Source organism: Bombiscardovia apis (genome assembly GCF_033095945.1).
Lineage (GTDB): Bacteria > Actinomycetota > Actinomycetes > Actinomycetales > Bifidobacteriaceae > Bombiscardovia > Bombiscardovia apis.
Window position 1 is genome coordinate 1,473,786 of the sequence record NZ_AP026800.1, and the last position, 16,013, is coordinate 1,489,798.

Genomic DNA, 16,013 nt, shown 5'->3' on the forward strand with positions numbered 1-16,013 from the left:
TGCAGTTGCACCACTGTGCTTATACGAAAAGCCCCCCTGCCAGTCTCACAAAGATAGTGAGCGGCAGGAGGTCAGTAAGGTTTCGGCTGGGCTTAACTAAGCCCTAGCATCGGGATAGGTGCGAATGCTGGGTGGGGTGTAGCTAGCGATTAAGCGGTCAATCTCTTCGAAGGAATCAGTGAAATAGAGCTTGTCACGGTCTTCTTGAGTCAGAAATCCCTTGGCAACCATGCGGTCAAACATGTCGCGAATCGGATCCCAGTATCCGTCGAGATTGAAGAAAATGCTGGGCTTGTTGTTGAGCCCTAAACGCGCCCAAGAGAACGCTTCAGCCATTTCTTCCAAGGTGCCGGGGCCGCCGGGAATGGCAATCAGCGCATCTCCCAGCTCCATCATGCGCTTCTTGCGCACGTCCATGTCGTCCACAACTTCCATGTGAGTCAGGCCTTCGAAGTTGGCGCCGCGCTCCACCAGCATGCGGGGCATAATACCGTAAGCTTGACCACCGTTAGACAAAGTGGACTCGGCAACGATGCCCATTAAGCCTACTCCGCCGCCGCCGTAAACCAGCTCCCGGCCCGTGCTCGCAATCCAACGACCGGTTTCTTCCGCCAACTCTACGTATCGTTCGTCATTGCCCTTCGCAGCGCCGCAGTAAACCGTAATCCTAGTATTCATCTACTTGCCTGCCCCTTTTCCTCTATACTCCTCAACACCGGAAGTAACATACTATACAACGCCACAAGTCTTAGTGCGAAAGCTAGTGAATCAGGCCTCGTAGGAATGCCCGGAAAACAGACAAATTCCGCGATTCACGGCGCTACAACGGAGCGAAACAAGACAGTATTTACTAGGACTACGAGGTAAAACGATATATCACTACTCATTTTATTGACTCGCGTTACGCAATAATGTCGAAGGTAATGGTATTATCTGGAAAGAACTTTTTTGCAGGGTCTTGGGTCAACTATGACTTCAGCAGAAAACCGCAGCGTTACCCGGGCAAGGGGGTGCAGGTTGGTACCACAGACGAGAGGCTTGTTGGTTACTAACTATTCCCGTTTCTTCCCGGCCTCGCCCAATCGAAATCGATTACCACTGTTCACACCGCAAAGGAGCGGATATGAACGCAGATAGCACACTTAGCATAAGTCAGGGCTTGGAGCACGTGTTAGAGCCTCGCAGCAAGGATCAACCACTCTTCCACTGGTCCCCTACTTGTTTCAGTGAGCTATCGAATTATTCCATTGCTTGTACTGCCGAAGCTGCGAACGCTGGCAGTATTTACCAACTTTTGAGCAAGCCCTTAGCGCAGCGGCAGGCAGTATCGAAGACTGCGGTAAGCCAAGCCCCAGAACTCAGGTACTGCTCATGACGCACACAGACCACAATCAGAAGGAAGGAGCCGGAACCTTGTCGACCAATCAGCAAGCCTCGGCAGATCCGCCAGCTCGCGATAATCGAGCCAGCAAGAAGAACCGATCGTCGGCTGCCACACGAAACCGCGCAATTGGCGCTCTCATGTTGGTTCCGGGCTTGGGATTACTCACTATATTCTCCTTCATCCCGCTCGTGAGCGTCATTATTATGAGCATGCAGGGCACCGACCTCTTCGGCTCGCCCTCAGGATTCATCGGCCTCGAAAACTACGTGACCGTATTTACTGACCCCTCCTTCTACAGCGTGCTCGTGCGCACAGTTGTGTACGCAGTGGCGGTGGTGTTTGGCAGGTTGGTTATCGGCATCTTGCTGGCTATTTTCCTCACCCGTCAGTTTGGCGGCAACAAAATCTTCCGCACACTCATGACCTCCACCGTAAGCGTCTCCGTGGCGGCAGCTTCCCTCGGCTTCCTCGCAATCTTCAGCCCCACCGGCATTATGAACGAGGCACTTGGCAAGTTCGGACTCAAGCCCATCGGCTGGCTGACAGACCCCCGCTGGGCCTTCCCCACGATTACGATGGTCACCATTTGGACCGGGCTTGGCTTCACGCTCATTCTCTTGTGCGCAGCCATCGAGGCTGTTGATCCCGAAATCATTGAGGCAGCCCGCTTAGACGGCGCCAACGAGGCCCGCATTCAGTGGTCTATGGTGCTTCCGCTGATTAGCCCCACCCTCTTCTACATCGCAGTCACCGCTTGCATTGAGACCTTGCAGGCCTTCGCCCAAATCAACATCATGACCAAGGGCGGCCCTGGTCAAGCGACTACGACCATCACTTACAACATTTATACGGCAGCATTCGGCGCGGGCTCAGCCAACTTCGGCATTGCCTCCGCGCTGGGCATCGTGCTCTTCGTGTTCGTGTTCATCCTCACCCTCATACAGTTCAAGTTCATGGATAAGAAGGTGAGCTACTGATGTTCCGCCGTTCTAAAGCTTCTCAAGTTTTCATGGTTGCCTTGGGCATCATCTTGGCCGCCATAGTACTCCTGCCGGTGCTCTACATTTTCATCGGCGCCTTTACTTTCAACGCCAGCGGAGTGGTCAGTAGACCTACTCTAGGCAACTTCACGGCCGCCGCCAGCTCTATGCCTTTGGTACGGCAGGTGGGCAACAGCATTATCGTCACCGTCTGCCAGACCGTGGGCCAAATCGTGACTGCCATCTTGGCTGCTTACGCTATCGTGTTCTGCAATTTCAAGCGCCCTCAGCTGTGGATGATGATCTTCTTGCTCAGCCTAATGATTCCGGGCGAGACCACGATTCTCTCCAACTATTTGAACGTGACCAACTGGGGCCTGATTGACACCATCCCCGCCATTTTCCTGCCCTACTTGGTGCAGGGATTCACCGTCTTCCTCTTCCGCCAAGCCTTCCGCTCCTTCCCTAGCGAGCTGCGCGATGCCTGTGCAATCGACGGCGCGGGTCACTTCCGCTTCATGTTCCACATTCTTCTGCCCATCACCAAGTCCACCATCATCGCAGCTACTATTAACTCGGCTGTCTCGGCTTGGAATGGCTACTTTTGGCCCCTGTTGGTCACCAATTCCCCCGAGACGCGCACCATTCAGGTGGGCATTACCCAGCTTTCGGGCGCGGAATCCTCCCACATGGGTGTGGTTTTGGCCGGTTCAGCCATCGCTATTATCCCCACCTTGATCCTCACGCTGACCTTCAACAAGTCTCTGCGCGGCATGACCGTTGCTGGAGGTCTCAAGTGATGCACGCTTACCCGGGCACTCAAAGCCACCAAGATTTGCCCCTACGGTAGGGGCGGAAATGAAAGGAAGAATCATGCGTAAGCATCGACTCATTACTCTCGCCACCGCGGCACTTATCCCGGTTTTGGCACTGTCAGGATGCGGCAGCGCCAAAACCGAAAGCGCCTCCGACCCCCAAGGTGAACAAACCATCACCTTCTGGTACTCCAGCGCCGGCCATGCCGTGCAGACCATCAACGACCTTGTCTCCCAGTTCAACAAAGAGCACAAGGGCAAGATTCAGGTCAAGGCCTCCTACCAGGGCAGCTATACGGACGCACAGCAGAAGTTCTCTGCAGCTGTGCAGTCCAAGTCCACTCCTTCGATCATGCAGACCGATGAAACCTCTACTGCTTTCATGATTGACAGCAAGCAGACCACGCCTGTATACGAACTAGCCAAGGGCGACAAGTCCTTCGACGACTCGGTCATCCCCGAGATTGCCCGCAAGTATTACTCAGATTCCAAGGGTATGCTCTCCCTGCCCATGTCCATCTCGGTTCCCACGATGTATATCAACAAGCAGCTGGCAACTGAAGCCGGACTCGACCCAGCTAATCCTCCCAAGACCTTCGACGAAGTTGTGGAGTGGGCCAACGCCATTCACGAGAAGACGGGCGCTTACGGCTACGGCCAGTATATGTCTGATTCTTGGATGCTCGAGGTGCTCTCCGCTACCGGCGGTCTCAACATTTGCACTCCTGACAACGGTCAGTCCGACAAGCCAGTCACCGGCATCAGCATGAGCTCCGACCTTCAGGTCAAGACCTTCCAGAAGATTGCCGACATGTTCAAATCGGGCGTCGGTCTCAACACCGGTACCCGCAACACGGACGTGGCCGCCAACTTCTCTGCCAACAAGCTCGGCATCGCCCTCAGCTCCTCTGCCGCATACACGGTTATGGGGTTCTGCTGACAACGTTGCAGTCGCTCAGTTCCCTTCAACCTCCGACTCCAAGAAGGCCGGCCCGCTCCTCGGCGGCAACTCCCTCTGGGTCATCAAGGGCAACCACAGTGAAGCAGAGCAAAAGGCCGCTTTCGAGTTCGGTAAGTACCTCATGAGCCCCCACGCTCAGGCCCTCTTCTCCAAGTCGACCGGCTACCTCTTCGCCAACAAGGACGCCGCTAATGAGCCCGAAGGCAAGGAAATTCTGACCGACAAGAACATCGACGTCTTCTACAAGCAGCTCAACAGCACCCCGCTCTCCAGCGTCTCCCTGGGCTGCCGTACCGGTGCCTTCCCGCTGATTCGTAAGGACGTTATCGCTTCCTTCAACGATGCCCTCAACGGCAAGGACATGAAGGACGCTATGAAGGCCGCGGAAGACAAGGCCGCAACCGACATCGCTTCTTACAACAAGGCTGCAGCCAAGCAGTAAGTGAAGCAAGTGCTGTAAGCAGCTTCGGCTGTTAGTAAGCACAAAAAGAGAGGCTCCCCACCAACGGGGAGCCTCTCTCGTATATTCGTAAGTATTCGCTCGCAAAGCTGCTCAGCGAAGGGCTGTCAGTCCAAAGCGCCCATCTGCCTGAGCTGGTTGCGAACCTTGTGGAGCTTAGAATATATCTCATTGCGCTGGGCGGGATCTTTGGCCCGAGAATGGTCTTTAGCCAGCTTAGCTTCTTGAACCACAAGCCCCGCTATCTCAGACCTGCGAGCAATGCGCGCATCGAGGTCAGCGCCGTCGCTACTATCGAGAATAACTTGGGCGTTGAGCGAATCCCAAGCCTCATCCATATTCTGCCCTTTGAGCTCAAGTGTAGTCTGTGCAACTGGACGCCAAGGGCCCACATACACGCGGAAACGCTTTTCATAACCGGGCTTAGTAGGCAGTGGACGACGAACAGCCAGCGCGCACTCCTCAACCCTGCCGCCTTCCTCGGTGGCCCGAGTCCGGCAGCACACAAAGATGATGCCGCAATTACGCATGTGAGAAATGTAATCCACTAGCTCAACTGGCACTTCTTCGCAGCTGACCTTCAAGCCCATGAGCAAAATCTCGTGAGTTGCTGCGCCATCTGCGAGCCCAGTATTGGCAGCGCGCAGGAGGGCCAGCATTGTAACCGATTCCAGATCGTTGGTAAAACGCTGCTTCAGCTTGGAAGAGATAGGCCGCTTGGCATAAAACATCTGCTTGGGCAGCGTGCCCTTTTCTTCAGCAATCGCTGTGCCGGCAGGCAATCCCAAGGTAAGTGCTGTTAGAGTACCGCAACTTGCAGCCGTCATCGTAGCCCTTTCAACAGTGTAGGCCGCCCCTAATCCCCGGTCCTCGGCCCAACGCTAGCTTATTCGCTCCCCTATTATGCCACTGCCTGCTGAATGCCGCCTGACAACGGCTTTACACCTGCTCGCATTAGACATGCCCGCGATTACATTCGGGCTAAGAGCGATGCCGAAACTTGGTTGAGGAAGTTATCGACTTCAGATATGTCGTAGCCAGCTTTATAGCGTACAAACTCAAATTCCATTCCCATAATCGTTTGCACCACAAATGCTGGCCTCATGGAACCCGCCTCCACTGCTTCCAGCATCCCCTGCAACTTATCGATAGCATCATCCACGTCTTCAACCTTGTATCCGTCGATGAAACGCACTTGCCTAAAGAGCTGCTTGCCAACCCATTCAGGTGTGACCTCAGCTAACTCCTGAGCCGAAAAGCGCGAAAGGTCAGAGTCGGAAAACTGAGCTAGAGCGTCAATTTCACTCTTGTTAAGTTCACTGCCCAGCTTTGTTGGGTTGTAATCCTGGGCCGTCACTTGGTTCATAGCAAGATTATTAGCGGAGACTTGCTCATTAGGGCTTTGACCGTCTTGCGGGGTTCTGCCATCGCTGCTTGAGACGGATTCGCTCGCCGCATCGAAAGGCACTTGGTCGCGATCGCGCGACTGGCCCAATACTGACTGATACCCGTCTTGTGTCTTCTTCTTCCTACCGAACATGCCCAACCTCCGTTGTTGCTGCTGCTTTCTGCTTCCTACAGCCTATCGTGTTTGCGGGCAGAACACGACGATTTGACCTTGACATCTTGTCAGGGTTTAGGGTCTGAAGTATGAGCAAAGATGATGATATGCAAAACGCCGAAAGCGAGACGGTTCTTACCATCGGAAAGGTATCGCAGCTGCTGGGGGTCAGCGAGCGAATGTTGCGCCATTGGGAAGAGGCTGGGCTCGTCTCACCGCCGCGCTCTTGGTCGGATTACCGCGAATACGGGCCGGACGATATTGCGCGACTGAAGCGAGTGGTGCTCTACCGCGAACTGGGGCTGAACGCTAGGCAGATTAGGGAAGTATTGGCTTCGCCTGGCTCACTGGCAGTAAGCGAACTCAATCATCACCGCGCTCATTTAGTTGACAAAATCAAGTATCTCACGGCGGCACTGGGCACGCTCGACTCGCTCATCGCCACTGCCGAGGGGAAAGCAACACAAGGAGACAATATGACAGATACAAATACAACTGCAACAAGCGCGGTCCGGGATATGCAGGCCGAGCAGGAAGAAGCGCACGAACGCTGGGGTCAGAGCCAGCAGTGGATGGAGTACGCCGAGCGCATGGCCTCGCGCAGCAAAGCCCAGAAAAAGGAAGACCTCAACCTCCTGCAGGCCATAGAAACCCAGCTAGGACAGGCCAAACGCGAGGGCATGGACCCCACCTGCCCTGAGGCGCTTGACCTGATCGAGCAACACCGCCACTCGCTCTCTTGGTTCCAGGTCTCGCCCTCCATGCACGTCATGCTGGGCCGCATGTACGCCTGCGACCCCCGCTTCAAGAGCCACTACGAAGCAATCGAACCCGGCCTAGCCGAGTGGATGCAAGCAGCCATAGAAGCCAACGCCCAAACCCACGGCATCGACCCAGCAACCGCCAAGTGGGAGTAATCCTCTCCTCGCCTACCAAGCCCCAGCGGCCAAAAGCTCGCGAATAAGCCTCATCGTTCGCGAAATTTGTGCCATTTTTTGACGAAAAAACGGCCAAAAGCTCGCGAATCCAGAAACCTCGCGCGAGCTTTTGGCCATTAACCCTCAATTAAACGGTTAATGGCCAATTCACGGTTGAACGGGTTCGGTGAGCAACACCGGCAGTTTCTTCCAGCTTGTGTAGTTCAACATCGCGTGAGCTCCGAAAGAGATGCTAGAGTAGGTAGAGATATGTTGGGGCTTAACGCGGTTGGGGAATTGCGGCGGGCCGAGGTTCGTCTATTGATAAGCGCTGCTGGGTGCGGCGCTGGTGGAGGGGTTTATTATGCGTATGGGGCGCTCATTGCAGGCTATGGCTCTGGCCCTAGTCTTAACGGTCCTGGGGGGGGGGGTCCGCTAATTTAGCGCGACCGACCGCAGCTCACGCAGACCCCATAACCGACGCGCAAGGCTTCTCCCTCTCCCCCACCGAAGGCCCAGTAGAAGGCGGCAACGACGTCGCCATCACACCGCCGTTCAAGACCACAATTAAGTTTAAAGAAATACAAACCGGCAGTTGGTTTATCCTTGGCATTGACAGCGCCGGAAATCCATGGACATGGGGCTGGAATATCTACGGAAGTCTTGGCAATGGCAGCTCAGCTTCTTCTTACAATCTTCCTGTACGAGTAAGAGTTCCTACAAATGTAAAGTTTACTTCTTTCAGTGCAGGTGCATGGCATACCCTAGCTATCGACACAGACGGCAATCTCTGGACATGGGGACGCAATACATACGGTCAACTGGGAAACGGAAATAAAATAAATAGTAATGTACCAGTTCAGGTTCAAACACCCCCTGGCGTGAAATTTTCCAAAGTTAGTGCCGGTTGGTGGCATTCTATCGCTACAGATACGGATGGCAATCTCTGGACATGGGGACACAATACATACGGTCAATTGGGAAACGGCACACAAACCGATAGCTTGACTCCTCAAAAGCTCTCAACTTCAGTACGTTTTTCTTCGGTCAGTGCCGGAGGCCAATTGTCAGTGGCTTTAGACCAAAATGGCAACGCATATGCATGGGGAAACAATAGAAACCAAGCTTTGGGTACTGGCAGTTTAAGCGCTTATGTAACAACTCCGCAGCTCGTTACAGGTGGATTACAGTTTAGCCAGATTAGCCCCAGTAAAGAGAGATACCCGTTTATCACAGCACTCACCAAAACAGGCAATAAAGCATATGCATGGGGAAACAATGATTATGGTCAGCTTGGTGACGGCACTGTTACTACACGCACCGCACCATTCCCAGTGAATTCATCTCAGAGTTTCTCATCCATCAGCGCGGGCATGTGGCATGTGATGGCAATTGACACAACTAACCACGCATGGGCTTGGGGAGCTAACAGTAGCTTCAGCACAAGCACGCCTAGCGCTGGTCTAGTCGGAGATGGCACTGCCATAGACCGCCGAACACCTGTCCGAATTGCACCTCCCGCGGGTGCCTCTAGCGATTTCGCTACCACCAGTGTTAGTTCAGGTATGACTATGTCAGCTTGCACCGGGAGCGATGGATTTGCGTATGCTTGGGGAAATAATTCACAAGGCCAGTTGGGAGATGGCACTACAGCTTGGCGTTTAACTCCTACGCGCATCGCCAACCCTGTAATTGCAGTTACGAGCGTCAGCTTCGACGGGATTGGGGCGGGGACGGTTACTCATGACACGGCTACTGATTTGTGGCATGTTAATGCGCCTCGGCATATGGTGCCAGGGAAGGTTAAGGTGCGGATTACTTGGACGCTGAATGGGCAGGCGCAGACTACGGTTTTGCTGGATTATGAGTATACGGTTTCGTATTCGGTGAGCTTTGATATGGCTGGGGCACCGGTCACACCGCCGGGGCAGCAGCATGTGTTGAATGGACATAAAGCCTCGTGGCCTGCGGACGATCCCAAGTGGAACGGGTACTGGTTTGGGGGCTGGGAGCTCAACGGGAGCGCGTATGACTTTACTCAGCCAGTGAACGGGAACATTACACTCAAAGCCCGGTGGAATTCGTATGCCTTTACCATTTCACCGACCAAGGGCGTCAGCCTGGGCGGCACGCACGTTACCGTAACACCGCCAGCTTTTGACGCGACGCTCACGCAGGTGAGCGCGGGCTGGTACCACTCGCTGGGCTTGGGGCGCGACGGGAAGGTCTACGCCTGGGGGCGCAACGATGCTGGGCAGTTGGGCGACGGTTCGGCCAGCAACCGCACTTCGCCGGTTGCGGTGCACACGCCGGGCGGCATGACGTTCACACAGGTGGTGGCGGGGCCGAACGACTCCTTTGCCCTAGCCACCAACGGCTCCCTCTACGCCTGGGGCTGGAACAGCAAGGGGCAGCTGGGCAACGGGAATACAGTAAACCAATCCACGCCGGTGCTGGTGCCGGTGCCGGACGGGTCAACCAAGTACACAAAGATTATTCCAGGCCGCCAGCACACCCTGGCTGTGACCGACACCGGAGCACTCTACGCTTGGGGCGGCAACGATATGGGGCAGCTGGGCGAAGGCACGACTTTCGACTCGCTCACACCAGTCAAGGTCAAGCTGCCAACCGGCGTGACGGGCTTTACGCAAATCAGCGCGGGCTCCTCCCACACGGTGGCTCTCGGCTCGGATGGGCGGGCCTACAGCTGGGGTTGGAACGGCTACGGGCAGCTGGGCTCGGCAGCCGTGGCGGTCGGCGGGCAGAGTTCCACGCCGGTTGCTGTTGACCTGCCGGGCGGGGTGTCGAGCTTCAAGCAGGTGGTGGCTAGCAACGATTGGAGCCTAGGCATCAGTTCAAGCGGCCACATCTACACCTGGGGCTACAACGGTGACAACCAGCTCGGCGACGGCACCACCACCAACCGAAGCACCCCAGTCGCGCCCGCTCTGCCGGGCGGTCTCAGCTTCGACCAGGTGAGTGTAGAAGGAGACGGCACGGTGGCACTCGCCAGCTCCGGCGCAGCTTACGCTTGGGGCTGGAACGGCTACGGGCAGCTGGGAACCGGCAACCAGAACAGCCAAGCCAATCCTGCACAAATCACCCCTCCCGGCGGCGTAACCTACGCTAAAGTCATGGTCGGCAGACAACACAGCTTAGCCATCGACACCACCGGCAAAGTCTGGACTTGGGGAGACAACCAATACGGACAGTTGGGCAACGGTACTGGCGGATCAGCCGGAAACCTGAGTCTGAGCGCCGTGGGAGTCACGAATCCCAAGCTGGTCATCAGCAAGGTTCGCTTCGACTCCACCGATGGAACCGGCCTAACCCCTAACTCCGACGGCACCTGGGGTGTAATCACCCCAGCCCACGCGGACGGCCCAGTCACCGTCACCATCTCCTGGAGCCTAGTAGGCACGCCGCAAACCGACTACCCCATCAACTCCTACACCTACTTCACGGTCTTCAACCTGCCCAATGCCGGTTCAATCCCCCTAAACCGCCTAACCGGCGGCAGCCTCCTAGGCCTAAGCGCCCTAACCGGCCTCGCCTACGCCGGCTACACCTTGTCACGCAAACGCCGCCACCCAGGCCGCAACCGCAGACGCCGCCACCCAGGCCGCAACCGCAGACGCCGCGCACACGCACCACAAGCGAGCTAAGGGCTCGCTCCCCTCCCCTGCCCGACCCAACGTCGCGCACTCCTTTATCCACAAAGCGAGCCGACTACCCACATTCGACCACATTGGCCGCCCAGGTAGCCGGCTCGCTCGCTTTCGCTCTAGTGTTGTGCCCACAGCCAGTGTTTATGAGCGGAAAGCGACATGATATGGAAGAACATGCAGATACAAGGAAAACGAGAATTAGCCGGTGTACTCGTGGAAAACCAGCGATATACCAGTGGATTGGCCAACCTATCAAAAGCGAAAATGAATTTCCAACACCGCTGGAAATCGGCAACCACTTTGCCAATATCATCGCCAAAGACAAATTCATCTCCGGAGCGTTGACCTACTACTCCTATGAAGCCTTCAGAATGCGAATAGCAACGGCTATCGCAGCGAAAATTAAGCACGCCTCACTCGGCATGCTCGCAGCCGGGTCTGACGTTGTTCCATTAGCCAGTGCAGGGCACCGCCCGCTCTTTGAGATTCGATGGGAAGCACGCTACGCCTACCTGCGCGGGGGCGCTACTGTGCATATCCGGCAGTATGTAGGCGAGCCCAGCACTAAACCAAACTTAATTTTGGGATTGCACACCCATGAGAAACAGGTGGCGGGTAGCCCAGCAGAAATCCGCATCTTACAAAATGCGCAAATATCCATTGCAATACAACTCTTTGAACAGTGGCAAGGAGCGCAAACATGCAAACAGTAGACCAGAATATTACAAATGCTAATATTAGTATTGTTAATATCCCGACACCGGAAGGATTAACAATGCCGAACGAGCAGCCCCGCGAATTTGACCCACGCTACGACTACGAAGAACTGTCGCTTGACTTATATTGGCAGGCCGACGAATTGCTCAACCAGCTCGTAGGCATGAGGCAGGAGCGCGGACTGACTCAGGCAGAGCTCGCTAAACGTATGGGTGTCACGCAGTCTTACGTGTCGCAAATTGAGACTGGGCGGAAGGACTTAGTAGAGCTGCTCGGTGCCTATGCGGTAGAAGTTGGCGCTCGCGTTACGTATGTAGTAGAACCCGCAGAAGAGAGCCACGCGCACGAAGCTGAGGAATTCACGGCCCGCCCGATTCGCGCACGCCCGGAAAATATTTTGGCTTACGACCCCGATGAACTCGACCAGCAAGAGCGGGAAGAGTACCAGATTGCTAAACGAGTGCGAGAAGAACTGAAAAGCAGAAAAAACAGCACGAAGAAGCCGGGCGAGAGACCTGACACGCAGCACAAGAATCTAGACGAGTGAGCTTTTTTACGAGGGGTTGGGGTCTGTTAAGCTTTCTCTTAGGGGACAGACAACTTACCTGTGGGGTAGCTCAACTGACCGGGAGTGAAGGCTATGGCTTCCATATTTAAACAGATGAAGGATTTCATCCGCGACAGCTGGAATGAGGCCGACGAGGACTCCGCGGCCGAGCAGCAGGCTACAGCGAGCGCCGGTACGGCAACGAACTCAAGCAGCCAACCGAGCCCAGCCACAGAAGCAAACGCCGGGCAGCCAGAGTCTGAAGAAGCACAGGCAGCTCAGCAGACGCTAGAACGCATTGCCAGGCTCCACCAGGCAGAGATTTTCGCATGCTCGCTAGCTGCACCCTTTAGGGCTTCTGCCTGCTACGACTGGTTCTCCCTCTTTAAGTCCAGCCGCCAAGACCCCGACCCGAACGTGGTGCCCTTCCACCTCTATAGTTTTGGCGACAGCAGCGCTCTCAAGCAGGATCAGATTGACATGCTCCGCCAGCAGCAGGAGCGCAGTTTCGGCATTGAACACAATGAAGACGTGCTCAAAATTGGCAAAAACTTCCTGTCTTTAACCGGCATTTCCCTGCCTTCTTTGTCCAACGTTGAGGAAATGCCGTCGCCCTTGGACGGTTTCACCTTTGACCGCGAAGACGACGGGGTAAACGCTTGGCTGGTGAGCGCTTTCGCTTCCCTGCTGGTCACCGGCACCGAGTGCAACGGGCTACCTAAAGAGCAGGCCGTGCAGATACTGTCTGAGCTGGCGCCTGTGGTCCTGCGCAACTACCAGGACTGGGAGCAGTACGCCTTCGACTTCCTCAAAACTGACCAACTGCTAGGCATTAACAAGGGCCGCGGGGCCAAGCTCCTGCACAACACTGTCGAGAGTCTTGGCTTCAAGTCTGGCAGCCCCTGGGTGCGCTACCCTTTGAGCACCTACCGCGATATGGCTGCCTAAGTAGCGGCTACAATCCTTAGAAAGGCCTCCCTCTATGGGTAAGACCAGCAGTTCGGGCGGATTCCCCTGGAATCGCGGTTCCAAGCAACCCTCCTACCGCTCGCCTTTTGACCAAGACGACCAGGTTTCGTTTGACAGCTCAGACGACAGTCTTCTCGAACTCGATTCCGAAATCAAGCCGGGCAGCGCAAGTCAGCTCAACAACCCCACCGAACGCTGGTCACAGGCAGAGGGAACGCCGCTACATGAGCCGCAGGCCAGCGAAACACCCTACTATGCAGCAGCTAGTACCAGCAAAGATTCTTCCTACGATAATGATGATGACTACGACTTTGACGACAGCGATGACGAGGAAGACGGAGATGTAGACGGGGAAAACTCAGAGCAACCAGCACTCTATGCTTATCAAGGTTCGCCTCTTGCCATTATCTTAGCCCAGCGTGAGAAAAAGCATTTGGTCCATCTCATGGCCATTACCATCGTTATGGTGCTCTTGGCAGATGCCATCTTCACCCTAGTAAGGGTCCAGCAACCCCGCTGGCTGTTCGGCAACCTGAGCGACAACGGCGTAACGGAATTCCAACACCACCCAAACCTCGTCGTGTTCGGCATTTACCTGCTAGCGCTCACCCTCAGCATTGTCAGCTTCTTTATGGCGGTCCACATCAAATGGCGTAGCAAGCACCACGGTTCAACCCTGCGCTCATTCGCCATCTGGACTCGTCGCTTTTGCGCTGTAACTGCACTGTCTTGCGCCATTATGGTTGGTGCCGGAGGACCAGCCTTCTTCGACCAACTCGGCCAGGGCACACTCCCTCTGCTGCCTACTAACAGCCGCGTTTTAGGCTCCGAATACAAGACTATCGAAGGCTGGCTGGCAGAGGGCAACCATAAGCGCGAACTCAAAGCTGCCTTTGAAGCACCAAACGAACGCATCATAGCCGATATTAGGGCTGAGGGTTTCAACCTCTCAGTGCATATCAGCGCCCCCGATAACTCTTATGAAGAGCTGAAACCAGCGATCGAGCAAGTCTCAAGGCGAGCTATGGAAGAACTTAACGCTTATGGCGTTAGCAATTGCCAAGTCAGCATTCAAGGAGTTGCTAAAAATGCCCAACTCCTTCCTGATTTGACCTTGACCAAAGACCAACTTATGCCGGGAAATCTGGCATAAACCAACAACAAGAAAGAAGAACATGGCAGAATTCGCAGAAAAGCTCGGCCAAGCTATGATTGACAACGCCCAGCTGAACTTCTACCCAGAAGGCAAAAGCGGTAAAGGCGACTTCGGCGAGAGCACGCCCGAAGCCTATACCAGCGAGCACTACAACTTTGACCAGCAGTGGCTGCTAGCCTTGGGCTCCTTCATGTGCGCCTACACCGGCGATTATATTAACGCTTTCAAGTCCACCGGCAATGATTCCTACATCAAGATGAACTTGGAAGACGCTTGGGGCATTGTGGATGCCGATAGCTTCCGCAAAACCGCTCAAGAGCTGATTGATACCGGGCACCGAACCAAGTTCCAGCCTCACATGGAGCTCATCTCCAGCTACCGCGAGACACTCAACAACTCGGGTGTCCTCATGAAATGTGCTGTCAACGTGATCCCCAACACCGCTATCCCCTACTTCCAAAAGAAGCACGATATGGACTTTAGGCAGGTAGCGCCCGCACTTGGCCTAGAGAATGCAGAACTAGTCAGAATGCTCGAAATTGGCCACGGGAAAGCCACGATGGAGCATGACGAACTTCTGGGCGATATGCGCAACGTTGACAACATCTTGGCTTGGGATGCCGTCCGCCTCGCCAACATCAGCCGCCTAGCGATGCTCGCAGGATACATCTCACAAGAAGAGGCCGAGCAGTACGCCAGCCAGCTCAAGAAGCAGGTGCAGGATACCTACAATAGCTGGCAAGAAGTCGGGGCCGCTTACACCTTAGGTGCCATTATCTGGCACCCTTCGCAAACCCGCGCCGAGGCCATGAATCGCACAGTCGATATGCTTCTGCAAGATCCACGAGCTTTGGTGAACAAGATAGCCTTCAAGTAATCCGGCGTTTCTCAAGCTTTCCGCGCTTTTGCTCACCCACTAGGCGCGCTGCTGCCCAACTTGCACTTCAAGCGACTTGAAGGATTAGTCTGGCAGCAGCGCGCAGTAGCGGGCGCGGAAAGGTTGATTCACATGACTATTGCAAACAAAACAGTACTGATTACAGGCGCTTCCTCGGGCATCGGCGAAGCGAGCGCCAAACTCTTAGCCCAGCAGGGCGCAAATGTAGTCTTGGGGGCCCGCCGCGAGGGCAAGCTCAAGCAGATTGCGGACGACATTTCGGCAGCAGGCGGACATGCAGCATACCGTCAGTTGGATGTGACCGATCCGCAGCAAAACAAGGATTTCGTAGCCTTCGCCAAGGAACAATTCGGCAGCGTAGACGTGATGTTTTTGAACGCTGGTCTCATGCCCTCTTCCCCACTTTCGGCGCTCAAAACCGACGAGTGGAATCAGATGATAGACGTGAATTTGAAGGGCGTATTGAACGGCATCGCCGCAGCCCTGCCTGAATTTACCAGCCAAAAGTCGGGCCAATTCATTACCACCTCTTCGGTTGCCGGCTTGAAAGCCTACCCAAATGGCGCGGTCTACGGCGCGACCAAGTGGGCAGTGCGCGACCTAATGGAAGTACTGCGAATGGAGTCAGCCATCGAAGGCACCCATATTCGCACGGCAACAATCTACCCGGCAGCCATCCAAACCGAGCTCTTGAGCACTATTACCGACCCGGGCGCTTTGGAAGCCATGAACCAGACCTACGACACCTATCAGATTGCGCCCGAGCGCGTGGCCTCCGTCGTATCCTTCGCTATCGACCAGCCCGAAGACACCAACGTCTGCGAGTTCACGATTGGCCCCACCACCCAGCCTTGGTAAAGCTCGCGCCACTTGCTTAGAGCCTGGCAAAGCTTCAGGTCAACCTGCTTTGGCTTGGCGCTCGCCCTGCTGTATAGTCAGCTGTATCGGGCGAGCAGCCAGTCAAAGTCGGCTGGCTGCGA

Annotated in this window: 16 protein-coding genes; 13 read left to right on the forward strand and 3 right to left on the reverse strand. The window is 55.3% G+C overall.

The genetic code is table 11. From position 1 onward, the window contains the following. Nucleotides 1-96 precede the first annotated feature (96 nt). Nucleotides 97-678 (reverse strand): LOG family protein, encoded by a 582-nt coding sequence (locus R8377_RS05920; protein ID WP_317642576.1) that lies wholly within the window; start codon nt 676-678, stop codon nt 97-99. A gap of 445 nt (nt 679-1,123) precedes the next feature. Here R8377_RS05920 and R8377_RS05925 point away from each other — a divergent pair, with 445 nt between their 5' ends. From R8377_RS05925 to R8377_RS05945, 5 genes are all read left to right on the forward strand, one after another. Next, complete coding sequence (locus R8377_RS05925; RefSeq protein ID WP_317642577.1) at nt 1,124-1,375, forward strand: hypothetical protein; 252 nt, start codon at nt 1,124-1,126, stop codon at nt 1,373-1,375. After that, nucleotides 1,372-2,361 (forward strand): carbohydrate ABC transporter permease, encoded by a 990-nt coding sequence (locus R8377_RS05930; RefSeq protein WP_317642578.1) that lies wholly within the window; start codon nt 1,372-1,374, stop codon nt 2,359-2,361. The genes R8377_RS05925 and R8377_RS05930 overlap by 4 nt, the downstream gene beginning before the upstream one ends. Next, a complete protein-coding gene (locus R8377_RS05935; RefSeq protein WP_317642579.1) occupies nt 2,361-3,164 on the forward strand; it encodes a carbohydrate ABC transporter permease in 804 nt (267 codons plus the stop codon). Before R8377_RS05930 ends, R8377_RS05935 begins: the two co-directional genes overlap by 1 nt. Before the next feature lie 73 nt (nt 3,165-3,237). Continuing rightward, nucleotides 3,238-4,119: an extracellular solute-binding protein gene (locus R8377_RS05940; protein WP_317642580.1), complete on the forward strand. Its 882-nt coding sequence runs from the start codon at nt 3,238-3,240 to the stop codon at nt 4,117-4,119. After that, nucleotides 4,088-4,582: an extracellular solute-binding protein gene (locus R8377_RS05945; protein WP_317643726.1), complete on the forward strand. Its 495-nt coding sequence runs from the start codon at nt 4,088-4,090 to the stop codon at nt 4,580-4,582. The genes R8377_RS05940 and R8377_RS05945 overlap by 32 nt, the downstream gene beginning before the upstream one ends. A gap of 125 nt (nt 4,583-4,707) precedes the next feature. Here R8377_RS05945 and R8377_RS05950 read toward each other — a convergent pair whose 3' ends face one another. Together R8377_RS05950 and R8377_RS05955 are read right to left on the reverse strand one after the other, a co-directional pair. Beyond that, nucleotides 4,708-5,427 carry a DUF4391 domain-containing protein gene (locus tag R8377_RS05950; protein ID WP_317642581.1) on the reverse strand — a complete coding sequence of 240 codons (720 nt, stop codon included), beginning with the start codon at nt 5,425-5,427 and terminating at the stop codon, nt 4,708-4,710. A gap of 143 nt (nt 5,428-5,570) precedes the next feature. Beyond that, nucleotides 5,571-6,140 carry a hypothetical protein gene (locus tag R8377_RS05955; RefSeq protein WP_317642582.1) on the reverse strand — a complete coding sequence of 190 codons (570 nt, stop codon included), beginning with the start codon at nt 6,138-6,140 and terminating at the stop codon, nt 5,571-5,573. Nucleotides 6,141-6,250: 110 nt separating this feature from the next. On the opposite strand from R8377_RS05955, the gene R8377_RS05960 reads away from it, so the two are divergent. The 8 genes from R8377_RS05960 to R8377_RS05995 all read left to right on the forward strand — a co-directional run bounded on the left by R8377_RS05960 (nt 6,251) and on the right by R8377_RS05995 (nt 15,891). Further along, the gene (locus R8377_RS05960) at nt 6,251-7,078 is read left to right on the forward strand and encodes a MerR family transcriptional regulator (protein WP_317642583.1); all 828 of its coding nucleotides are present in this window, start codon (nt 6,251-6,253) and stop codon (nt 7,076-7,078) included. Nucleotides 7,079-7,644: 566 nt separating this feature from the next. Next, nucleotides 7,645-10,743, forward strand: a complete 3,099-nt coding sequence (locus R8377_RS05965; RefSeq protein WP_486598977.1) for an RCC1 domain-containing protein — start codon at nt 7,645-7,647, stop codon at nt 10,741-10,743. Nucleotides 10,744-10,910: 167 nt separating this feature from the next. Further along, nucleotides 10,911-11,459 carry a hypothetical protein gene (locus tag R8377_RS05970; protein ID WP_317642584.1) on the forward strand — a complete coding sequence of 183 codons (549 nt, stop codon included), beginning with the start codon at nt 10,911-10,913 and terminating at the stop codon, nt 11,457-11,459. A gap of 62 nt (nt 11,460-11,521) precedes the next feature. Then, nucleotides 11,522-12,010: a helix-turn-helix domain-containing protein gene (locus R8377_RS05975; protein WP_317642585.1), complete on the forward strand. Its 489-nt coding sequence runs from the start codon at nt 11,522-11,524 to the stop codon at nt 12,008-12,010. Between the two features lie 93 nt (nt 12,011-12,103). Continuing rightward, nucleotides 12,104-12,958, forward strand: a complete 855-nt coding sequence (locus R8377_RS05980; protein ID WP_317642586.1) for a DUF1266 domain-containing protein — start codon at nt 12,104-12,106, stop codon at nt 12,956-12,958. Between the two features lie 34 nt (nt 12,959-12,992). Continuing rightward, nucleotides 12,993-14,132, forward strand: a complete 1,140-nt coding sequence (locus tag R8377_RS05985; RefSeq protein WP_317642587.1) for a hypothetical protein — start codon at nt 12,993-12,995, stop codon at nt 14,130-14,132. Between the two features lie 22 nt (nt 14,133-14,154). Then, entirely contained in the window at nt 14,155-15,012 is an 858-nt protein-coding gene (locus R8377_RS05990; protein WP_317642588.1) for a DUF1266 domain-containing protein, read from the forward strand. 132 nt (nt 15,013-15,144) lie between these two features. Continuing rightward, nucleotides 15,145-15,891, forward strand: a complete 747-nt coding sequence (locus R8377_RS05995) for an SDR family oxidoreductase (protein WP_317642589.1) — start codon at nt 15,145-15,147, stop codon at nt 15,889-15,891. Nucleotides 15,892-16,013: the final 122 nt, after the last annotated feature.